The sequence below is a fragment of the Dietzia sp. CH92 genome (assembly GCF_032248695.1).
In the GTDB taxonomy this organism is placed as follows: Bacteria; Actinomycetota; Actinomycetes; order Mycobacteriales; family Mycobacteriaceae; genus Dietzia.
Map to the genome: position 1 here is coordinate 552,551 of NZ_JAVHXC010000001.1, position 21,066 is coordinate 573,616.

Here is a 21,066-nt window from a genome sequence, read left to right on the forward strand (position 1 = left end):
TCAGGACAGCGCGGGCACGACCTCCCGCTCGAACAGCTCGAGTCCCGAGGTGTCGGTGGCGATCTCCGGGAAGTAGAAGATGCCGTAGCCCATACCCAGCTTCTCCAGCGCGGTGAGCTTCTCGACGATCTGCTCCGGCGTGCCGACCCCGGGCAGTCCGCGGTACGCACCGAGCTGGCGGTCCGCCTCCTCGGCACCCACGTGGCGCGACATGCGGTCGCGCAGGAACTCCAGCCGGTCGGCGACCTCCCGCTCGGTCTCGCCGATGGCCACGTTGTAGTTGGCCGTCATCGTGATCTCCGCGGGATCGCGGCCGAGGTCCGCGCAGTGTCCGCGCAGCACATCCGCCTTGTGCGCGAACCCCTCAGGCGTGCCGTCGAAGTTGGTGTAGTCGGCGAAGCGGGCGGCGGTCCGCAGCGTCTTGCGCTCCCCGCCGCCGGCGATCCACATCGGGATCCCGCCCGGCTGCAGCGGCCGCGGCTGCACGACCGCCCCGTCCACCCGGTAGTGCTCACCGTCGAGGGAGACGACACCGTCCGCCCAGGCCCCGCGCATGATCCGCACGCCCTCGTCGAGCATCGCCAGGCGGTCGCCGGCGGAGGGGAACCCGTAGCCGTACGCGCGCCACTCGTGCTCGTACCACCCCGCCCCGATCCCCATCTCCACGCGACCACCGGAGATGTGGTCGACGGTCGCGGCGATCTTCGCGAGCAGCGCCGGGTTGCGGTACCCGAGACACGTGCACATCTGGCCGAGACGCACACGCGTGGTCACCGCCCCCAGCGCCGACATCAGACTCCACGCCTCGTGCGTCGCCTCGGTGGTGGTCAACGGCGCGGAGTGCATGTGGTCGTAGACCCACACCGACTCCCACGGTCCGGCATCGGCGCGGGCGGCCAGGTCGGAGATCACCGGCCAGTGACGGGCGGCCGGCACGTCGACCAGATCGAGACGCCAACCCTGGGGCAGGAAGAGACCGAATCGCATGGCACGAGCGTAGCGCCGGCGCCGCATCACCGGCGGGATCGCGCCGGGCCGGCTCCGCCCCCACGGCCCCGGCCCACGTCAGACGCGCGGGTCCTCGTCGTCGTCGGGTGGGTCGAGCTCCCCCGCCGGGAGGGTGAACCCGGACGGCCGCGGCCAGTCCGGGGCCGTGCCCAGCAATGCCACGCGCACCGACGACTCCTCGGCGCCGGGCTGGTGCTCGCCGATCCGCGCGTCCGCCGGGACCTCCACCCCGGCGTCGATCACCGCCGTGTCGACCCGCGCCCCGGCCCGCACCACGGCACCGGGGAGCACCACGCTGTCGCGCACCCGGGCCCCCTCCTCGACGACGGCGCCCGGCCCGATCACCGAGTGCTCCACCGCACCGTCCACCACGGCGCCGTGCCCCAGCAGGGACCGCGAGACCCGCGCCTCCGGGCCCGTCCTGGCCGGGCCGCTGTACGCCGACGCCGTCCGCAGCGACCAGCCCGGCACGTCGAGCTCGTGGACCGGCGGGTCCCCGATCAGGTCCATGTGCCCCGCCCAGTACGACGCGACGGTCCCCACGTCCCGCCAGTACTCCTCGTGCCGCCACTCCCGCGCGTGCCCGGCCGACACCATGGCCGGGAGGACGTTGTCCCCGATATCGCCCATGTCGCCGTCCCCGCCGGCGGCCTCGACGTCGGCGTGGGCCTGTTCCAGGTGGCGGATCAGCGCAGCGGTGTTGAACGCGAAGATCTCCGCGCAGATCAGGTCGCCGTCGGGATCCTCGGGCTTGTAGGCGTAGTCGGTGACCGCTCCGGCCTCGTCCACGCGGACCACGCCGTAGCGTCCCGCGTCCTCCGGCGCCACGCGCGTCGTCACCATCGTGACCTCCGCGAACGACGCCAGATGGTCCCGGACCAGGCGGTCGTAGTCGAGCCGGTACACCGCGTCAGCACTCACCACGACCGTCACCTCCGGCGCGGCCTCGCGCAGGGGCTCGACCTGCTTCCACAACGCGTCCGCCGTGCCGGAGTGGAACCCGTCGCGGCCCGTGCCCTGCGAGGGGTGCAGCACCAACAGGCCCCCGTCCAGCCGGTCGAGGTCCCACGGGCGCCCACTGCGCAGATGAGAACCCAGTGACACCGGATGGAACTGCTGGACCACCCAGACGTCTCTCAGGCCGGAGTTGGCCGCGTTGCTCAGGGAGAAGTCGATGAGCTGGTACCCGCCGCCGTACGGCACGGCGGGCTTGGCCCTGTCCCGGGTGAGTGCGCGGAGACGGGACCCCGCCCCGCCTGCGAGGACGATCGTGACCACGGACAGCGGCGCCATGACGAGGACTCCTCTCCTGCACCGTCTCTGACGGCGCGTCGGTGCGCCCACTCTAGTGCCGACGGGCGCGGTGGATCCGCCACCCACCCGGGTTTGCCGGTCAGCCGGGGCTTAGGTTAGGTTTGGCTAAGCGGCGCTCGTCACACGGCGGGGCGACCCTTCCAGTCACGTTGAAGCAAGGGAATCATGATTTCTACACGCGTACGTATCGGCGCCGTCCTCGGCGCGCTGGCTCTCGGCCTGACCGCCTGTGGCTCGGACGCCGACGTCGAGAACACCGCCGCCGAGGGCGAGACGACCACCATCGAGGTCGAGGACAACAACGGCACCCAGACCGTCACCATCCCGCCGCAGTCCGTGGTCGCCACGGACAACCGTACGTTCGAGACGCTGGCCGACTGGGGGGTCGAGCTGAAGGCCGGCGCGGTCTCCCTCATGCCGAAGACCATCGCCTACAAGACCGACGAGAGCATCATCGACCTCGGCAGCCACCGCGAGCCGGACCTCGAGGCCGTCGTCGCCGCCGAGCCCGACCTCATCATCAACGGTCAGCGCTTCACCCAGTACCAGGCCGACTTCGAGCGCCTGGTCCCCGACGCCGCGATCATCTCCCTCGACCCGCGTGACGGCCAGCCCTTCGACGCCGAGCTCAAGCGCCAGACCACCGTGCTGGGCGAGATCTTCGGCAAGGAGGCCGAGGCCGAGCAGCTCAACGCCGACCTCGACGCCGCCATCGAGCGCGTCAAGGCCGCCTACTCCGCCGACGACACCGTCATGGGCCTCATCACCTCCGGTGGCGAGATCAACTACGTGACCCCGGGCACCGGCCGCACCATCGGCCCCCTGTTCGACATCCTCGGCCTGACCCCGTCCCTCGAGGTCGAGGACGGCTCGAGCAACCACCAGGGTGACGACATCTCCGTCGAGGCGATCGCCGACTCCAACCCGGACATCATGATCGTCATGGACCGTGACGGCGGCACCGCCACCGGCGCCGACGACCCGGCCTACCGCCCGGCCAGCGAGCTGCTCGCCGAGTCCCAGGCGCTCCAGGGAGTCACCGCCGTGCGTGAGGACAACATCGTCTACATGCCCGCGGACACCTACACCAACGAGAGCATCCAGACCTACACCGAGTTCCTCAACGCCCTGGCCGACAAGCTGGAAGCGGCGAAGAACTGATCTCGCGACACCTGTCGGACGAGGGTGGGACCGCCGGTCGCGGCGGGCCCACCCTCGTCGTCGTCGCCGGGAGCCCTCCCGGTCCGGACGGCACCGTCCCCCGCCCGTGACGACACCGATTGACGACCAGACGTGACTGCCTCCTCCACCGCTCCCCCGCCCGGGGCCGGTACACCTCCCACCCCCACCCGATCCAAGGGCCGACTGTTCGACTGGAAGCTGCTCGTCGGCGTCCTCGTCGTGGCCGGGTTGCTCGCCCTGTCGCTGTTCACCGGAGTCTACGACGTCTTCGGCGCGGAGGACGGGGCCGAGATGTTCGGCATCACCCGGATCCCCCGCACCATCGCGCTGGTCCTCGCCGGCGCCGCGATGGCCATGTCCGGGCTCGTGATGCAGCTGCTCACCCAGAACAGGTTCGTCGAACCCACCACCACCGGGACCACCGAGTGGGCGGGACTGGGCCTGCTCGCCGTGCTCATCCTCTACCCCGAGGCCGACATCCTCACGCGCATGGTGGCGGCCGTCATCGCCGCCTTCATCGGCACGATGGTGTTCTTCCTGTTTCTGCGCAGGGTGTCCCTGCGCTCGTCGCTCATCGTCCCGATCGTCGGGATCATGCTCGGCGCCGTGGTGGGTTCCGTCTCCACGTTCATCGCGCTGCAGACCGACATGCTGCAGAGTCTCGGCATCTGGTTCGCCGGCAGCTTCACGTCCGTGATCCGTGGCCAGTACGAGGTCCTGTGGGTCGTCGCGCTCGTGGGGCTCGCCGTGTTCATCGTCGCCGACCGCTTCACCGTCGCCGGGCTCGGCGAGGAGATCTCCACCAACGTCGGTCTCAACTACAACCGCATCCTGCTCGTCGGCACCGCCCTGATCTCGGTCGCCACCGGCGTGGTCACCGTCGTGGTGGGCAACCTGCCCTTCCTCGGGCTCATCGTCCCCAACATCGTGTCCCTCATCCGCGGCGACGACCTGCGGTCCAACCTGCCCTGGGTGTGCCTGCTCGGGATCGGCATCGTCACCGTCTGCGACCTCGTCGGCCGGACCGTGATCATGCCGTTCGAGGTCCCGGTCTCGCTCATCCTCGGCATCGTCGGCTCGGTCGTGTTCGTGTCCCTGCTCCTCCGGCAGCGCAGCAATGGATAGCCGCGACGCCGCCGCCGACCCGGGTGCGATCCACGGTCCGGGCGCCCCGGCCCGGGAGAGCGGCCCCCTGCCCACGCCCCGCTCGCGGCGCCGCTACTGGATCGTCGTCACGGCCCTGTCGCTCCTCGCCGTGGGCTTCGGATTCGGGATCCTCGCCTGGGACAACCCCATGCCCATCGGGTCGACGGGCTTCTGGCGCGTCGCCGAACTGCGCACCACGACGGTCGTCGTCATGGTCGTGGTGGCCCTGTGCCAGGCGCTGGCCACGGTGAGTTTCCAGACGGTCGCCAACAACCGGATCGTCACCCCGTCGATCATGGGCTTCGAGGCGCTCTACGTGGCGGTGCAGACCTCCGCCATCTACTTCCTCGGCGCCGCCGGGCTCATGGCGCTGACCGGGCTGCCCCAGTTCATCCTGCAGGTCGCGCTCATGGTGGGACTGTCGGTCGCGCTGTACGGGTGGCTGCTCTCCGGCCGCTACGCGAACATCCAGGTGATGCTGCTCATCGGCATCGTGATCGGCGGCGGCCTCGGGTCGATCTCCACCTTCATGCAGCGCCTGCTCACCCCGAGCGACTTCGACATCCTCACCGCCCGGCTCTTCGGCTCGATGGCCAACGCCGAGGTGTCCTACCTGCCCGTGGCGATCCCGCTGTGCGTGGTCGCGGGCGTGATGCTCGTGCTCAGCGCCAAACGCCTCAACGTGGTCTCCCTCGGCAAGGACATCACCCACAACCTCGGGCTGGACCATCGCCGCGAGGTGATGCGGACGCTGTTCTTCGTGTCGATCCTCATGGCCGTGTCCACCGCGCTCGTCGGCCCGATGACCTTCCTCGGCTTCCTGGTGGCCACGCTGGCCTACCAGTTCGCCGACAGCTACGACCACCGCTACATCTTCCCCGTGTCCGCCCTGCTCGGCTTCGTGGTGCTCTCCGGCGCCTACTTCATCATGAAGCACGTCTTCTACGCGCAGGGCGTCGTCTCGATCATCATCGAGGTGATCGGCGGCTCGGTCTTCCTCTTCGTCATCCTCAGAAAGGGACGCCTGTGATCACCCTCGAGAAGGTCTCCAAGAACTACTCCGACACGGTCACCATCGGGCCCGTCGACCTCGAGATCCCCCGCGGCGGTATCACCGCGCTGGTCGGTCCGAACGGGGCGGGCAAGTCCACGATGCTCACCATGATCGGGCGTCTCATGGGGCTCGACGAGGGTGTCATCGAGGTCGCCGGGTACGACGTGACCACCACCAAGTCCAAGGACCTCGCCCGCATCGTGTCGATCCTGCGGCAGGAGAACCACTTCATCACCCGGCTCACCGTGCGCCAGCTCGTCGGGTTCGGGCGCTTCCCGCACTCCAAGGGCCGGCTCACGGTCGCGGACGAGGAGATCATCACCCAGGCGATCGACTTCCTCGACCTGGCCGCGCTCGAGAACCGATACCTCGACCAGCTCTCGGGCGGTCAACGTCAACGCGCGTACGTGGCGATGGTGCTGAGCCAGCAGACCGACTACGTCCTGCTGGACGAGCCGCTCAACAACCTCGACATGCGGCACTCCGTGCAGATGATGAAGCACCTGCGCAGCGCCGCGGAGGAGCTCGGCCGCACCATCGTGATCGTGTTGCACGACATCAACTTCGCCTCGCATTACGCGGATCACATCTGCGCCATGAAGAACGGCGAGGTGGTCGAGTTCGGCACCCCTGGCGAGATCATGACCGACGAGGTCCTGAGCAGGGTCTTCGACACCCCGGTGAGCGTGATCGACGGCCCGGACGGCAAGCTCGCCTGCTACTACTGAGCCGGGCTGACCGGATGCGCGACCGCCCCGGATTCAGGACAATCGGGGCATGACCGAACGACAGTACGACCAGGACACCGACGGAGACTACGACGAGAACACCCTGGACGGGAGCGAGGGGCTCGACGCGGACGTCATCACGACCGACAACGAGGACCTGACCGTCGACGCCCCCGAGACGTGGAAGCCGATCGAGGAGAACCACGACCTCGACGACAAGCTCGCCGCGGAGCGCCCCGACGTCGACAGCCCGGAGCCGGAGGACGAGGGCGTCTCCCCCGAGCCGCGCGACGAGATCGATGATCTGGACCCTGAGGGCGAGACGCGCGTCCTCGGCGAGGCGTAGCGGGTCCGTCCCCCGCACCCGGCGGGAGGAGGTGGCGCAGTGACCGGCCGGAGCATCGCCGCGGCGATGCGAGCCCAGGACCGCCGCCGCTTCCTCCCGCCGGAGGTCGTCGCGGATCACTTCCGCGACGCCCCGCTGCCCATCGGGTACGGGCAGACCAACTCCCAGCCGTCCACGGTGGCGGACATGCTCGGCCTCCTCGAACCGTTCCCCGGGATGACGGTGCTCGACGTGGGCTCCGGCAGCGGATGGACCTCCGCGATCCTCGGTGAACTCGGTGGCCCGGAGTCGCGGGTCCACGCCGTGGAACTCGTCCCCGAGTTGGTGGAGCGCTCACGCGAGGCGATCGACCAGCCGTGGGTCAGGGTCCACCCGGCCGAGCCCGGGATCCTGGGGCTCCCCGACCTCGCCCCCTTCGATCGGATCCTCGTCTCCGCGATGGCCCCCGATCTGCCGCGCGAGCTCGTCGACCAGCTCGCCGACGACGGGATCATGGTCGCGCCGTGGGCGAACCGGATGCACCGCGTGCGACGGGTCGGCGCGGAGGTCGAGATCACCGAGCACGGCGGCTACCGGTTCGTACCCTTGCTGCACACCCGATTCTGAGCAGCGTGATCCGGCAACTATCCTGAGGCGGACCTCATCCGCGCCGCACACCCAGGAGCCGTCGATGGCCGACTTCCTCTACGAGGACCTTCTTCCCGTCGGGGAGGACACCACGGAGTACCGCCTTCTCACCACCGAGGGCGTCTCGACGGTGGAGGGCCCCGACGGTATGACGTTCCTCAAGGTCGAGCCCGAGGCGATCCGCCTGCTCACCGAGACGGCGATGCACGACATCTCCCACTACCTGCGCAGTGACCACCTCGCGCAGGTCGCGAAGATCCTCGACGACCCCGAGGCGAGCGACAACGACAAGTTCGTCGCGCTGGACCTGCTGAAGAACGCCAACATCGCCGCCGGCGGTGTCCTGCCCATGTGCCAGGACACCGGGACGGCGATCGTCAAGGGCGAGCGCGGCCAGCACGTGCTGACCCCGGGCCCCGACGAGGAGGCCGTGGCGCGCGGCGTCTACGACGCGTTCACCCGCCTCAACCTCCGCTACTCGCAGAACGCCCCCATCACGATGTGGGACGAGAAGAACACCGGCACCAATCTGCCGGCCCAGATCGAGATCGGCGCCAACACCACCCCGGGCTCCGAGAACGCCTACAAGTTCCTCTTCATGGCCAAGGGCGGCGGGTCGGCCAACAAGTCCTTCCTGTACCAGGAGACCAAGGCGATCCTCAACCCCGACCGCATGATGCAGTTCATCGAGGAGAAGATCCGGTCGCTGGGCACCGCGGCGTGCCCGCCGTACCACCTCGCCCTGGTCGTGGGCGGCACCTCGGCCGAGTTCGCGCTCAAGACCGCCAAGCTCGCCTCCGCGCACTACCTCGACGAGCTGCCCCGCGAGGGCGCCATCACGGGCCGGGGCTTCCGCGATGTCGAGCTGGAGGAGAAGGTCTTCGAGCTGACCCAGAAGATCGGTATCGGCGCGCAGTTCGGCGGCAAGTACTTCTGCCACGACGTCCGCGTGGTCCGCCTGCCCCGCCACGGCGCGTCCCTGCCGGTGGCGCTCGCGGTGTCGTGCTCGGCCGACCGTCAGGCCAAGGCCAAGATCACCCCCGAGGGCGTGTTCCTCGAGCAGCTCGAGTTCAACCCGGGTCAGTACCTGCCCGCCACCACCGACGCCGAGCTCGACGCCGCCACCGACGGCATCTCCGGTACCGGCAAGGGCGCCGCGGTGAAGATCGACCTCAACAAGCCCATGCCGGAGATCCTCGCCGAGCTGAGCAAGCACCCGGTGAAGACCCGCCTGTCGCTCACCGGCCCGCTCGTCGTGGCCCGCGACATCGCCCACGCCAAGATCAAGGAGCGCCTCGACGCCGGCGAGGAGATGCCGCAGTACCTCAAGGACCACCCCGTGTACTACGCGGGCCCGGCCAAGACCCCGGAGGGTATGCCGTCGGGCTCGTTCGGCCCGACCACCGCGGGCCGGATGGACTCCTACGTGGAGCAGTTCCAGGCCGCGGGCGGCTCCATGGTCATGCTCGCCAAGGGCAACCGCTCCAAGCAGGTCACCGACGCGTGCGCCACCCACGGCGGCTTCTACCTCGGCTCGATCGGCGGCCCCGCCGCGCGGCTGGCGCAGGACTGCATCAAGCACGTCGAGATCATCGAGTACGAGGAGCTCGGCATGGAGGCGGTGTGGAAGATCGAGGTCGAGGACTTCCCCGCCTTCATCGTGGTGGACGACAAGGGCGAGGACTTCTTCGCCCACACCGGCGAGGTCACGCTGACGATCGGCAAGCGCCCCGGCCTCTGACCGGCGACGGCCGGCTCCCCGCCGGCCCTCTCCGCCGCGCCACGGCATCGCCGTCCGTGGGGCTCAGTCCCCGCGGGCGGCGGCGTCGATCCGGGCGATGTCGAGCTTCACCATTCCCAGCATCGCGGTGAACGCCCGGCGCGCGGCCTCGACGTCACCGCCCCGCGCGAGCCGGTAGAACATCTGCGGCGCCACCTGCCAGCGCAGCCCGTAGCGGTCGATGAGCCACCCGCACTGGACCTCCTGCCCGCCGCCGGCGAGCAACCCGTTCCAGTAGTGGTCGATCTCGTCCTGCGTCTCGCACCGGATCTCGAGTGAGACGGCGTCGGTGTACTCCGCGGCGGTCCCGCCGTTGAGGGCGATGAACGGCCGGCCGTCGAGTTCGAACTCCACGAGCAGCACGTCACCGGCCGACGGGCCGGGGGTGTCGACGGGCGTGGTGTCGACGGCGCGGATGGCCGAGCGCGGGAAGACCGAGCAGTAGAACTCGGCGGCCTCCTGCGCCTCGGTGGCGAACCACAGGCATGTCGTCATCTCGGCCATGGTGTCCTCCTCGCGGGCCGGTCGGCGTCCCGGCGGCATACCGGGCGGTGGTGGCGACCGGCGGGGTCGGGTCCCAGTCTGCGCCGCCGCGCTGCCGTCGGGAAGAGGTCGGTGGTCGCGATCCGGCCACGGATCGGCACCCGTGCGCGGGTGGCTAGGATCGGGGACATGGACAGGATGACGCGTGTCCTCGCCCCCCTCGCCGTGGCCGTGGTCACCGGGGCTGCTCTGGTGGCCTGCTCGTCGGAGGACGGTCCCGCCGCGGGGGACCCCGCCGCGCCGGCCGTACCGACTCTCACCACGACCCGGACGGCGACGACGACGAGCTCGACCCCCGTTCTCGGCCCCGCCGAGACCCCGGTGGACATCCCGGTGGCGGTGGCGGACCGCTGGAGCGAACTCGGTGGCGAGCAGGGCACGCTCGGCCGGGTGACGGGACCCGCCACGGATGTAGAGGGTGGGGCGGTCGTCGACTTCGAGGGCGGCGCGGTCGTCCTGACACCGACCGGGCGGGCGTTCGTCGTCCAGGGCGAGATCCTCGCCGCCTACCGGGAGGCGGGCGGCCCGGCCGGTGACCTGGGCTTCCCCACCGCCGACGAGGCGACCACGGACGGCGGCTGGATCTCCACCTTCGACGGCGGCGTGATCACCTACCTCGACGGCGTCGCCGAGGTCCGGACCGACTGACCCGGTCGGGGCCGGTCGGCACCCCGGCGCTATCGTCCAGTCGTGACGACGACCCCCTCCCCGACCCCGACCCCGCCGCCGGGCGCCGTGCCCGCGACGATGCTGCTGGCCCTGGCCCTGTGCGGTGCGATCGGCCCGTTCGCGACCGATACCTACCTGCCGGCGCTGCCGCTCATCGTCGACGAGTTCGGCGTGTCCGCCTCGACCGCCCAGCTCACCCTCACCGCGTTCATGGTGGCGCTCGCCGCCGGTCAGCTGGTGATCGGCCCGCTGTCCGACCGCACCGGGCGTCGCGGCCTGCTCATCGCCGGTTCGATAGGCACCGCGGTGGCGGCCGTGGTGTGCGCACTCGCGCCGAACATCTGGGTGCTGCTGGCCGGGCGGGTGGCCCAGGGGTTCTTCGGCGCCGCGGGAGTCGTGCTCACCAAGGCCGTCGTCGTCGACGTGGGGCGCGGCGCGGGCGTGGCCAAGGCCTTCGCCACACTCATGGCCATCCAGTCCGTCGCCCCGGTGATCGCACCGCTCGTCGGCGGCGCCGTCGTGCCGTTCGGCGGGTGGCGGGGCGTGTTCTGGCTGCTCGGAGCGCTGGCCGCGGTCACGGCCGTGGGCGTGGCCGTGGCCGTGCCCGAGTCCCTGGACCCGGCGGACCGTCGAGCCGGCGGCGTCCGCGCCACGGTCTCGGGGATGCGAACGGTGGCCACCCACTTCCCGTTCGCCGCCCGCGTCACGGTGTTCGTGTCCACCTTCGGCGTCCTGTTCGCCTACATCTCCGCCAGCCCGTTCATCTACCAGGACATGGTCGGGTTGTCGCCCACCGCGTACGCGATCGCGTTCACCGTCAACGCCCTCGGCATCCTCGTGTCGAATCTCGCGGGTGCGCGGCTGGTGGGCAGGTTCGCGCCCGAGAAACTGATGGGCGCCGGGGTGGCGGGCATGGTCGTGGCGATCGCGTTCCTCGTCGTCGTCGTCGCCCTCTCCCCCGCCGGTACCCTCGCGCTGGCCCCGGTCACGGTCGGGTTCATCCTGCTCACCCTGTCCATCGGCACGGTCCTGCCCAACGCCGTGGCGCTGGCGATGCAGGCCACCCGGGGCAACTCCGGCGCGGGGTCCGCGCTGCTCGGCGCCGCGCAGTTCAGCCTGGCCGCGCTCGTGTCCCCCCTGACCGGCCTCGCCGGTCCGCACTCGGCCGCCCCGATGCTCGCCGTGATGGGCACGTGCGCGGCGGTCGCGGTGCTGGCCGCGCGGGCGGTGTTCAGCCGGCCAGTGCGCGCCACGTGAGCGCGGCGGCGAGCGCACCCACCGCGTTGAACGCCCAGTGCAGCCCGATGGGCGCCAGCAGGCTCCGGCTGCGGCGACGGATCCAGATGAACCCGGCACCCGCCACCGACGTCGCGGCCACCGCGAGGCCGATCCCGGCGAGCTGACCGGCCAGTCCGGTCCCGAGGACCTCCGCCAGGCCCGCGTTGCCGGCCGTCAGTCCCAGTGACGAGGTGACGTGCCACAGGCCGAACGCGAGCGAACCGACCACGAACACGCCGGTCGTGCCGAAAGTCCGCTCGAGCGCGCCCTGCAGGACCCCGCGGAACGCGAACTCCTCCGGCAGCACGGTCATCAGCGGGATGAGCACGAGCGCCGAGAACACGGCCATCCGCAGATCGGAGTAGCGCTCGGAGAGGAAGAACGGGCTCGTGGCCGGGATGAGGCACCCGGCCGTCACCACCGCGGCCACCGCGACGGTCGCGGCGAGCCCGTACGCCAGCCCCCGCGGCATGTGGCGCAGTGACAGGCCGAGCTCGGCCCAGTGCATCCCGCGGGCCTTGACCACGATCACCAGGGCGAGCACGGACAGCGGCACGACCCACTCCCGGTGGGGCAGCCCCGCCAGGTTCGCGGTGAGGTTGATCGCCACCAACGTGCCCAGGACCCCGACGACCCCGACCACCCCCCTCAGGCGGGAACGGTCGGCCGGGACGCGGTACTGCGGGGACATCACCGCGACGATACCTCGCGCGACGTCCGTACCGGGGGTATGGTGACGCGGACGACCGCGAGTCGTCCCACGACGACCGCTCCGGCACGAGGTGGTGTCCGCCATGACCACGGTGACGACGACCGCGTCCCGCGCCCTCACCGGCGCCCGGCGCAGGGTGGGCCTGGTGGTGCGGTCACGGATCGCCGGCGACGACGCCGACGCACGGCGGCAGCAGATCTGGCTGTCCGAGGGCGAACGGTGGAACTCCCCCGACGACGCCATCTGCCGGGTCAACGGCGACGCCTCGATGTTCGCCGCCGGCCTCACCGCCCTGCTGCTGCAGTCCCTGCACCCCGGCGCGATGGCCGGGGTCGCCGATCACAGCGACTACCGCGGGGACCCGTGGGGCCGCCTCCAGCGCACCTCCCAGTTCATCGCCACCACCACCTTCGGCACGATCCCCGACGCCTCCGCCCTCATCCGCGCCATCAACGGAGCCCACCGCAGCGTCGTCGGCACCGACCACCGCGGTCGCCCCTACGACGCCCGGGACCCCCACCTCCTGCGGTGGGTGCACGTCGCCGAGATCTGGAGCTTCCTCGAGTGCCACCGCCTCTACGGGCGCGAGAAGCTGTTCGGCGCCGACCGGGACGCCTACGTCCGCCAGTCCGCGCGGACCGGACAGATGCTGGGCGCGAAGGACGTCCCGACCACCGTGCGGGGACTCGAGGACGCCCTCGAGTCCTACCGCCCCGAGCTCGAGGCCTCCCCCGCCGCACTCGACGCCCGGCGCTTCCTCCTCGACGGCCCGCCCATGGCGTGGACGGACCGGCCCGCGTACGCCCTGCTGCGCCAGGGCGCCGTCGCGGCACTACCCGGGTGGGCGCGCGCGATGCTCGAGTTGCCCGCAGGGCCGCTCGGCTCCCGCGATCTGGGCCTGGCGGCGGGCCGCGCCGGCGTCTCCACGCTGCGCTGGGTCCTCGACGCCCTGGACTGAGCACCGGGTGTGCGGCGGCGCGGGCGCCGCCCCGGCGATACGCTGTGACGACCCGACCCCTGCGGTCGGACCCGTCCGCGGGGCCGCACCCGACCACCGGGCCGCGCCCGCCCGCACGAAAGAGGTCATCCATGGCCGGTGGACTCGCCGCCCTGCTCGACGACGTCGCGGTGCTCGCCCGCATGGCCGCCGCCAGTGCCGACGACGTCGCCGCCGCCGCCGGCCGCGCCAGCGTCAAGGCCGCCGGCGTGGTGGTCGACGACACCGCCGTCACCCCGCAGTACGTGCGCGACGTCGAACCGTCGCGCGAGCTGCCGATCATCCGCAAGATCGCCCTCGGCTCACTGGGCAACAAGGCGATCATCATCGTGTTCGCCCTCCTGCTCAGCCAGTTCGTCCCGTGGCTGCTCACCCCGATCCTCATGCTCGGCGGCCTCTACCTCTGTTACGAGGGCGCGGAGAAGGTGTGGGAGCGCGTGTCCGGCCACCACGAGGAGGCCGCGCCGGTCGTCGAGAAGGGCCCCGAGGCCGAGGCGAAGATGGTCCGCGGGGCCGTCACGACCGACTTCATCCTCAGCGCCGAGATCATGGTGATCGCGCTCAACGAGGTCGCCTCGGAGAGCTTCTGGTCCCGGGCCGTCATCCTCGTCGTGGTGGGCCTGGGGATCACCGCGCTGGTCTACGGCGTCGTCGCCGTGATCGTGAAGATGGACGACATCGGACTCCACCTCGCGGGCAAGGACTCGCCCGGCGGCAAGCGGTTCGGCCTCGGCCTCGTCAAGGCGATGCCCACCGTGCTCGAGGTGATCTCGTTCGTCGGGATGCTCGCGATGCTGTGGGTCGGTGGCCACATCCTGCTCGTGGGACTCGACGAACTCGGGGTCACCGCGCCCTACCACCTCGTGCACGTCCTGGCCGACCCCGCGGCGGCGGTGGCGGGCGTGGGCGCCGTCCTGGGATGGCTCGTCGACACCCTCTGCGCGCTCGTCTTCGGCCTCGTCGTGGGCGCCGTCGTCGTCGCGCTCATGCACCTCATCCCCCGCCGCGGCCGCGGTGACGCCCACGGCGGCAGCCCCGTGGCCGCCGATCCCGACGCCCGGGCGGCCGAGGCCCCCACGCGGGAGGAGCCGGGTCACTGATGCTGCTGACCGTGGGGCACGGCCGCCTGGAGCGCGACGAGCTCGCCGCCCTCCTGCGGGGTGCCGGGGTCGAGGTGCTCGTGGACATCCGGCGCTTCCCCGGCAGCAGGGCGAACGCGGCCGCCGCGAAGGGCGCGGTGCCGGAGATCGTCGCCGGAGCCGGTATCGAGTACCGCTGGGAGGAGGACCTGGGTGGCCGCCGCCGCCTCACCGCGGAGCAACGACGCCGCTCCCCCGACACCTGGTGGCGCGTGGAGGCGTTCCGCGCGTACAGCGCGTGGACCCGCGACCCCGCCTTCCGCGACGCGTTGGCCCGCGTGGTGGACGAGGCCCGCGCGCGGCAGGTGGCCGTGATGTGCTCGGAGTCCGTGTGGTGGCGCTGTCACCGCCGCATCGTCGCCGACGTCGTGGCGACGGTCCACGGGCTCCCGGTGGGCCATCTCATGCATTCGGGCTCCGTCACCGAGCACACCCCCAGCGAGGGCCTGCGCCTCGACGCGGACGGTGAGCCCGTCTGGGACGGCTGACCTTCCGGCGCCGTCCGTCACCGCCCCGGTCGCCGGGATCGCCTCCCGCCACGGGGATGGCCTAGTCTCACGCCATGGATCCCGCCTCCACACTCGCCCCCAATCTCGCCACCGTCGCGGCTCTGCTCGGCACCTGGAGGGGCGAGGGCGTCGGGTCGTACCCGACCATCGAGCCCTTCACCTACACCGAGGAGATCACCTTCACCGACGTGGGCAAGCCCTTCCTGCACTACCTCCAGCGCACGTTCAACCCGGCCGGTGCGCCCATGCACACCGAGACCGGGTATCTGCGCATCCCCGGGGACGGGATCGCCGAGTTCGTGCTGGCCCAGCCCACCGGGCAGACCGAGCTCTGCGAGGGGCGGGTGATCGCCGAGGCCGACACCGTGGTGCTGGAGTTCGACTCACGCGTGGTGGGCAGCGCCACCGCCAAGACCGTCGAGACCACGAGACGTCGCTACGAGACCGTCGGCGACCGGATGGTCACGACGTTCGCGATGGCCGCGGTCGGCCGGCCGCTCACCCACCACCTGCGCTCGGACCTCCGGCGCGTGTGACCGCCGGGCGGGGCGCCGGCCGCGGAGCGGTCGCGCGGGGCGGTCGCCGCGGCGCCGGGCCCGGGGATGACGCCGGTCAGCGTCCGGAGGCGTCCCGGAGGATGAGCCTGGACAGCGAGTCCAGCGCGAACCCGAGCACGCCGATCACGAGGATCACCGCCATCACCTGGTCGTAGGCCAGCTGATCGCGGGCGTTGAGGATCTGGTAGCCCAGCCCCGACCGGACCCCGAGCATCTCCGCCGGCACCAGGACGATCCAGGCGGTGCCGAGCGCCAGCCGGATGCCGCCGAGGATCGACGGACGCACCGCGGGGATCACCACCCGGGTGAGGCGTTCCCACCCGTTGGCCCCCATCGTCCGGGCCACGTCGAGATACCCCGGGTCCATCGCGTGGACGCCGGCCGACGTGGAGAGCATGATCGGCCAGACCGCGGCCGCGGCCACGAGGAAGATCACCGGCTCGTTGCCGATCCCGAACACCGCGATGGCGACCGGCGCCCACGAGAGCGGCGAGATCATGCGGAGGAACTGGACGAGTGGGCCCGCGACGGCCTCGGCCCGGCGCCGCAGCCCGAGCCACAGCCCGAGCGGGACACCGAGGAGGGCGGCCACCGCGAGGCCGGCGACCAGCCGGTACAGGCTGACCGCGGCGTCGGAGAGGAGCACACCCCGGTCGAGGAGGTCACCGAAGCCGGACCACGTCTCCACCGGCGACATGCCCCCGATCACCGGATCATCCGTGACCAGTCCCGAGGTGAGCAGCGACCACACGGCCAGGCCCAGCAGCAGGCCCACGAGGCCGGCGGCCCAGCGCGAGAGCAGGCCGCCCGCAGGCCCGCCGGTGCCCCGGCGCCGACGCCCCCCGCCGGGCGGGGACGGTTCGGTCACCGGGCCGGCCGCCGGGACGTCACCGCCGGGGCCGCCCGGGGCGGTGATCGTCGGGTCCGCGGCGACGGGGTCGGTGCCCGGGTCCGGGGTCGAATCGGTGCGCGTCATCTAGATCAACCGTTCGTGTCGTGTCAGCGAGGCGGGCAGGCCGAGGGCGGCGGGACCGCCGTGACGGGCGATGGCGGTGCGGACGAACCTGTCGTCCACCAGTTCGCCGTGGACGCCGGCGGGGTCGAGGCCGTCGAGGAAGCGGGTCTCACCGTCGACGACGGTCGTGCGCATCTGCCTCACCAGCTCGGCCGTGAAGCTGGGGAACGGGTACGGGTGGAAGTCGATCCTGTTGCGGGCCGGCCCCCCGTCGGAGTCGGGCACCGTGCCGGTCATGGCCACCTCGACCGCCTTGGGCGGCTGCGGTAGGTATCCCTTCCCGGAGAGGATCGCGGCGGCGGCCGGCCGGTCGGCGGTGATCCCCAGCTGAGCCGCGACAGCCGCGTCGACGAGGGCCTGGACGGTCTCCGGGCGGTTCTCGATGAGGTCCCGGTGCACGACCGTCACGCAGCACGCGTGGTCGCGCCAGACCTGGTCGAGAAGCATGTGCAGCGACCCGACCCCCTGCGCGACGGCGCCGGCGTTGAACGGGTCGGCGACGGTGAAGGCCGAGATGGACCCGGTGGCCATGGCGGGGATCATGTCCGACGGCCCCATGACGACGAGCTCGACCGTCCCGTCCGAGCGACTGGCGGCCCGTCGCGCCACCGGCGTGAGACCGTGCGCGCGCAGCACCCGCTGCAGCAGGATGTTGTGGATCGACCACCAGCCGGGGATCGCCACCTGCGTACCGGCGAGCTGGCCGATGTCCGTCACACCCGGCGCGACCGTGATGGCCCCGCCGCCGGTGTGGTTCCAGGCCACCACCTTGACGTCCGCGCCGATCACGTACCGCAACTGGACCGCCGAGGGCATGAGCAGGTGGATGAGGTCGACCTGCCGCGTGAGGAACGCCTCCATCAGTGACGACCACGAACGGAACAGCACCGGCCGCCCCACGATGAGCTTCTGCTGCTCGAAGTATCCGTCGCCGTGCGCCACCAGCAGCGGCGCGGCATCGGTGATCGGGAGGTAGCCGAGCCTCAACTCCTCGCTCACCGCTCCGCGCGGCCCGGTCGCCGCGGTGACGAGGGAGCCGAGGGCGGCGGCACCTCCGAGTGCCCCGGCGCCGACGGCGATCGCGCCGCCGGCCCGCAGGAGCGCCCGCCTGTCCAGGACGGGGCCCGGGCCCCGGGAACTATCGGTCATCGTCGCGGGTCAGGCGGTCCGGTATGCGGCGATGATGCTCTCGCGCAGCGCCGGGTCGGAGTCCGTGGTCCCGTGGGAGGGGTTCGTCCACTCCTCGCGGACGCGCCCCGACGACCCGAGCAGCGCGATGCGTGACCCCACGACGAGTGCCTCGTCCACGTCGTGCGTCACCATCACCGTGGTGACACCGAGGTCCGCGGTCACGCCGACGAGCCATCGCTGGGAATCGGCGCGGGTCACGGGGTCGAGGGCACTGAAGGGCTCGTCGAGGAGCAGGATCTCCGGGCGGGTGGCCGCGGCGCGCACCACCGCCACGCGCTGGGCCTGACCGCCCGAGATCTGGTCGGGCCGGGCGTCGGCGAGGTCGGCGATGCCGAAGTGGCGCAGGAGGTCGTCCACGTGGGCCGCGTCGACCCGACCGCGCAGGGCGCGGAAGCGCGCCCCCAGGGCGACGTTCTCACGAACCGACAGCCAGGGGTAGAGCAGCGGCTTCTGGAAGACCACCGCGTACGAGTGCCCGCCCTCGTCGCCGACGCCGCGGGACCCGACGCGCAGGTCGCCGCCCGCCGGCTCCTCGAGCCCGGCGAGCAGCCGCAGGAGGGTGGACTTGCCGACCCCGGACGGTCCCAGCAGCACCAGTGACTCACCGGCACGGACCTGCAGGTCCAGCTCGGAGAACAGCGGCCGACCACCCGGCAGGTCGTAGCGCAGGCCCGTGACGCTCACGGCCACGGGCCGCTCGAGCACACCGGCGGTCACGCGCGGATCCCCAGCCGGTCGAGCTCCCACTTCAACTGCGACTGCGAGGGCGACTGCACCGGCAGGAACGCGGCCTCGCGCATGCGCCGGTTGGCCGGGGCCGCCTGGGCGTAACCCATCCCGCCGCAGAGGACGGCCTCGAGCCGGGTCGCGGCCGGGGCGATCTCCGCGCCGTCCAGGCGCAACAGGAGCAGGTCGGCCAGCGCGGCCTCGGCCGGCGCGGCGCCGAGCCGGTGCAGTTCGGCGTGCATGTGGGTGTGGCGGGTGGCGAGCTCGGTGTGCTCACCGGAGTAGAAGGCACCCAGCCCCTCGAGCCGCCCCTCGGCCTCCGTCAGCGACCGCGCCGCGACACCGGAGCAGAAGGCGGCCTGCAGGATGAGGAACTGCGGCCGGACACCGGACAGGAAGTCCGCGAGGTCCTCGCCGAGGACCTGCTCGTCCGGGACCACCACGCCGTCCAGACCGATCATCGTCGACGCCGTCGCGTTGAGGGCCAGCAGATCGGGGGCGTTGCGGATCTCCACACCCGGTGCCGAGGCCTCGAAGGTGAGCACGAGACTGCGCCCGTCCTCGGTGTTGGCGGCGAGCACGATGGTGCTGTCCGGGTAGACGTTGGACGCCCAGGCGATCGGCCCGTCGACGCGGTAGCCACCGTCGACCTTCGTCGCCGTGATCGGGACGTTGCCCAGGCCGACGACCTGCCGCTGGGCGGCCGCCATCCCGGTGACCCCCGGGCGGGTGCCGTCCGCGACGGCCCGGTAGGTCCGGGCCGCCGCGTCGGAGCGCTCGGACGCGTGCCGCAGATAGGCGGCGGTCATCCGCTGCGCCCAGGCGCCGAACGCGACGGCCAGGCTCTCCGTCGCCACCGCCTCGATGATCGCGGCCGCGACGGCGACCGGCGTGCGATCCACGTCGAACAGGCCGAGAGCCGCGAGTGCGGCGATGTCCTCGCGCAGGTCCGCCTCGTCCCGGTCGAGTGCGGAGGCGCGGGCGGCGACGGAGTCGATCACCGCGACGAGACCCGCCACCTCGACGCTGCCGAACTCACCCGCGGTGAGCCGGGCCCTGGGTGCCCCGAGGTCGTGGGTGATGGTGTCGGTCGCGGGGCTGCTCATGCCAGCTCGTGCAGACGCGAGATGGGGGTGGACACGATCTCACGGGCGCGGACGACCGCATCGGTGTCCGGGGCGTTGTAGAAGCACAGGCACTTGTCCGTGTCCTCGCGGACGTAGGTGCGCAGGAACGAGACCTCGGGGATCTCCGCGTACTTCGGGGACTTCTCCTTCTTGCGCGTCAGGTAGGTGTCCATGTCGATCTCGGCGGGGATGTCCCACTCGACCAGGTACCCGGCCTCGGGCCGGGCGGCCTTGATGGTCTCGAGATCGGTGCCCACGAGCCGCACCTGCGCGGGCTCGGTGACCTCCGCGGCGCCGATCGCGGCGGCGTCCAGCGCGGGCGCCTCCACGGCGCAGGCGCCGTTCTCGTCATCGGGCAACTCGACGATCGTGAACACGCGGGCAGCGCCCTTGGTGATCTGGGTCTCGATGACCTCGGCGCCGGCCCCGGCCAGGGTCGACGCGATGGACTCGATCAGCGCCGTCGGCTCGGCCTGCTGCTCCGCAGACGGGGTGATCTCGTACAGGAAGAGGGTCATTGGGGGGTGGTCCTTTCCGGGGGCCTCGACTCGTATCGCCCCACGGTAGGGAGAACAGACTGTTCTGTCTAACTATTCCCGGCGGCGCTCCCCCTTTCCGGAGGGCTGCCCGGTGAACAGTGGGAGAACGGGACGTCGGGCTCCGGAAAGCGCGATTACAGTCGTGTCATGCGCACTGTCTTCCGATCCAAGCTCGACGAGTTCGAGGACCAGCTGGTCCGCTTCTGCGAGACCAACACCCGCCTGTTGGAGCGGGCCACCGCCGCCCTGCTCGACTCCGACGAGGTCGCCGCCACCGAGGTGATCGACGGCGCCGCGGAGCTCGAGGACCTCCGCGAGATGAGCGAGCAGCACGCGTTCGAGCTGCTGCTCCTCGAGGCGCCGGTCGCGGGCGATCTCCGCCAGGTGGTCTCCGGGATCTACATCGTCGAGCACTTCACCCGGATGGCCGCGCTGGCCGGCCACATCGCCCGGGTCGCCCGGCGACGCCACCCCCACGCGGTCGTTCCCCAGCCCGTCGTGCCCCTCATCCGCGAGATGGCGGAGCGCGACGTCGAGTTGGCCCGCCGACTCACCACCCTCCTCACCGACCACGACGCCGCGGAGGCCCGCACCCTCGACTCCGAGGACGACGCCGTGGACCAGCTCCACGCCGACCTGATGCGGGAGATCTCCACCGAGGACTGGCCCCACGGGTCGGTCAGCGCCGTGGACCTCGCACTGCTGGCCCGCTACTACGAGCGGTTCGCCGACCACACCGTGAGCATCGCCAACCGCATCGTGTACCTCGCCACCGGCGAGCGGCCCGACGGCGGCTCCCTCTCGCACCTCGACGACGGCACCGTCCTGGACTGACCCACTCCACCTCGCGCCGGGTCACGATCGTCGCCCGCGCCCGCC

General features: G+C 71.6%; 23 protein-coding genes. 14 read left to right on the forward strand and 9 right to left on the reverse strand.

The genetic code is table 11. From position 1 onward, the window contains the following. Together RWK90_RS02610 and RWK90_RS02615 are read right to left on the reverse strand one after the other, a co-directional pair. On the reverse strand, positions 1-987 hold the full coding sequence (locus tag RWK90_RS02610; protein ID WP_314034377.1) for a TIGR03560 family F420-dependent LLM class oxidoreductase: 987 nt from the start codon (positions 985-987) through the stop codon (positions 1-3). Between the two features lie 78 nt (positions 988-1,065). Further along, positions 1,066-2,301 carry a sugar phosphate nucleotidyltransferase gene (locus tag RWK90_RS02615; RefSeq protein ID WP_314034379.1) on the reverse strand — a complete coding sequence of 412 codons (1,236 nt, stop codon included), beginning with the start codon at positions 2,299-2,301 and terminating at the stop codon, positions 1,066-1,068. Positions 2,302-2,487: 186 nt separating this feature from the next. Between RWK90_RS02615 and RWK90_RS02620 the strand changes: the two genes are divergently transcribed. The 7 genes from RWK90_RS02620 (at position 2,488) to RWK90_RS02650 (ending at position 9,146) form a co-directional block, all read left to right on the forward strand. After that, a complete protein-coding gene (locus RWK90_RS02620; RefSeq protein ID WP_314034381.1) occupies positions 2,488-3,483 on the forward strand; it encodes an ABC transporter substrate-binding protein in 996 nt (331 codons plus the stop codon). A gap of 132 nt (positions 3,484-3,615) precedes the next feature. Next, a complete protein-coding gene (locus RWK90_RS02625; RefSeq protein WP_314034383.1) occupies positions 3,616-4,629 on the forward strand; it encodes an iron chelate uptake ABC transporter family permease subunit in 1,014 nt (337 codons plus the stop codon). Then, positions 4,622-5,680, forward strand: coding sequence for an iron chelate uptake ABC transporter family permease subunit (locus RWK90_RS02630; protein ID WP_314034385.1), 1,059 nt, complete (start codon positions 4,622-4,624; stop codon positions 5,678-5,680). The genes RWK90_RS02625 and RWK90_RS02630 overlap by 8 nt, the downstream gene beginning before the upstream one ends. Then, on the forward strand, positions 5,677-6,432 hold the full coding sequence (locus tag RWK90_RS02635; RefSeq protein WP_314034387.1) for an ATP-binding cassette domain-containing protein: 756 nt from the start codon (positions 5,677-5,679) through the stop codon (positions 6,430-6,432). Before RWK90_RS02630 ends, RWK90_RS02635 begins: the two co-directional genes overlap by 4 nt. A gap of 49 nt (positions 6,433-6,481) precedes the next feature. Further along, positions 6,482-6,778 (forward strand): hypothetical protein, encoded by a 297-nt coding sequence (locus RWK90_RS02640; protein ID WP_314034389.1) that lies wholly within the window; start codon positions 6,482-6,484, stop codon positions 6,776-6,778. A gap of 39 nt (positions 6,779-6,817) precedes the next feature. Continuing rightward, positions 6,818-7,384 (forward strand): protein-L-isoaspartate O-methyltransferase, encoded by a 567-nt coding sequence (locus RWK90_RS02645; protein WP_314034391.1) that lies wholly within the window; start codon positions 6,818-6,820, stop codon positions 7,382-7,384. 64 nt (positions 7,385-7,448) lie between these two features. Continuing rightward, entirely contained in the window at positions 7,449-9,146 is a 1,698-nt protein-coding gene (locus RWK90_RS02650; RefSeq protein ID WP_314034393.1) for a fumarate hydratase, read from the forward strand. Positions 9,147-9,209: 63 nt separating this feature from the next. On the opposite strand, the gene RWK90_RS02655 is transcribed toward RWK90_RS02650, so the two are convergent. Continuing rightward, positions 9,210-9,689, reverse strand: coding sequence for a VOC family protein (locus RWK90_RS02655; protein WP_314034395.1), 480 nt, complete (start codon positions 9,687-9,689; stop codon positions 9,210-9,212). A 168-nt stretch (positions 9,690-9,857) separates the two neighbouring features. Here RWK90_RS02655 and RWK90_RS02660 point away from each other — a divergent pair, with 168 nt between their 5' ends. Together RWK90_RS02660 and RWK90_RS02665 are read left to right on the forward strand one after the other, a co-directional pair. Further along, a complete protein-coding gene (locus RWK90_RS02660; RefSeq protein WP_314034397.1) occupies positions 9,858-10,376 on the forward strand; it encodes a hypothetical protein in 519 nt (172 codons plus the stop codon). Between the two features lie 42 nt (positions 10,377-10,418). Further along, complete coding sequence (locus RWK90_RS02665; protein ID WP_314034399.1) at positions 10,419-11,654, forward strand: multidrug effflux MFS transporter; 1,236 nt, start codon at positions 10,419-10,421, stop codon at positions 11,652-11,654. Here RWK90_RS02665 and RWK90_RS02670 read toward each other — a convergent pair. Next, positions 11,629-12,366: a CPBP family intramembrane glutamic endopeptidase gene (locus RWK90_RS02670; protein WP_314034401.1), complete on the reverse strand. Its 738-nt coding sequence runs from the start codon at positions 12,364-12,366 to the stop codon at positions 11,629-11,631. The two genes, RWK90_RS02665 and RWK90_RS02670, sit on opposite strands and share 26 nt — an antisense overlap. A gap of 103 nt (positions 12,367-12,469) precedes the next feature. Between RWK90_RS02670 and RWK90_RS02675 the strand changes: the two genes are divergently transcribed. From RWK90_RS02675 to RWK90_RS02690, 4 genes are all read left to right on the forward strand, one after another. Next, entirely contained in the window at positions 12,470-13,345 is an 876-nt protein-coding gene (locus RWK90_RS02675; RefSeq protein ID WP_314034403.1) for an oxygenase MpaB family protein, read from the forward strand. Between the two features lie 131 nt (positions 13,346-13,476). Continuing rightward, positions 13,477-14,484 carry a DUF808 domain-containing protein gene (locus RWK90_RS02680; RefSeq protein WP_314034405.1) on the forward strand — a complete coding sequence of 336 codons (1,008 nt, stop codon included), beginning with the start codon at positions 13,477-13,479 and terminating at the stop codon, positions 14,482-14,484. Next, positions 14,484-15,011, forward strand: coding sequence for a DUF488 domain-containing protein (locus RWK90_RS02685; protein ID WP_314034407.1), 528 nt, complete (start codon positions 14,484-14,486; stop codon positions 15,009-15,011). Before RWK90_RS02680 ends, RWK90_RS02685 begins: the two co-directional genes overlap by 1 nt. 74 nt (positions 15,012-15,085) lie before the next feature. Next, complete coding sequence (locus RWK90_RS02690) at positions 15,086-15,568, forward strand: FABP family protein (RefSeq protein ID WP_314034409.1); 483 nt, start codon at positions 15,086-15,088, stop codon at positions 15,566-15,568. Positions 15,569-15,644: 76 nt separating this feature from the next. On the opposite strand, the gene RWK90_RS02695 is transcribed toward RWK90_RS02690, so the two are convergent. The 5 genes from RWK90_RS02695 to RWK90_RS02715 are packed head-to-tail and all read right to left on the reverse strand — an operon-like array spanning position 15,645 to position 20,166. Further along, the gene (locus RWK90_RS02695) at positions 15,645-16,565 is read right to left on the reverse strand and encodes an ABC transporter permease (RefSeq protein ID WP_314034411.1); all 921 of its coding nucleotides are present in this window, start codon (positions 16,563-16,565) and stop codon (positions 15,645-15,647) included. Then, a complete protein-coding gene (locus tag RWK90_RS02700; RefSeq protein WP_314034413.1) occupies positions 16,566-17,753 on the reverse strand; it encodes an ABC transporter substrate-binding protein in 1,188 nt (395 codons plus the stop codon). It lies immediately after the preceding gene. Positions 17,754-17,762: 9 nt separating this feature from the next. After that, positions 17,763-18,452, reverse strand: coding sequence for an ABC transporter ATP-binding protein (locus RWK90_RS02705; protein ID WP_396230259.1), 690 nt, complete (start codon positions 18,450-18,452; stop codon positions 17,763-17,765). A gap of 56 nt (positions 18,453-18,508) precedes the next feature. After that, the gene (locus tag RWK90_RS02710; RefSeq protein WP_314034415.1) at positions 18,509-19,627 is read right to left on the reverse strand and encodes an acyl-CoA dehydrogenase family protein; all 1,119 of its coding nucleotides are present in this window, start codon (positions 19,625-19,627) and stop codon (positions 18,509-18,511) included. Further along, positions 19,624-20,166: a DUF4242 domain-containing protein gene (locus RWK90_RS02715; RefSeq protein ID WP_314034417.1), complete on the reverse strand. Its 543-nt coding sequence runs from the start codon at positions 20,164-20,166 to the stop codon at positions 19,624-19,626. Before RWK90_RS02715 ends, RWK90_RS02710 begins: the two co-directional genes overlap by 4 nt. A 168-nt stretch (positions 20,167-20,334) precedes the next feature. On the opposite strand from RWK90_RS02715, the gene RWK90_RS02720 reads away from it, so the two are divergent. After that, the gene (locus RWK90_RS02720) at positions 20,335-21,021 is read left to right on the forward strand and encodes a PhoU domain-containing protein (protein ID WP_314034419.1); all 687 of its coding nucleotides are present in this window, start codon (positions 20,335-20,337) and stop codon (positions 21,019-21,021) included. Positions 21,022-21,066: the final 45 nt, after the last annotated feature.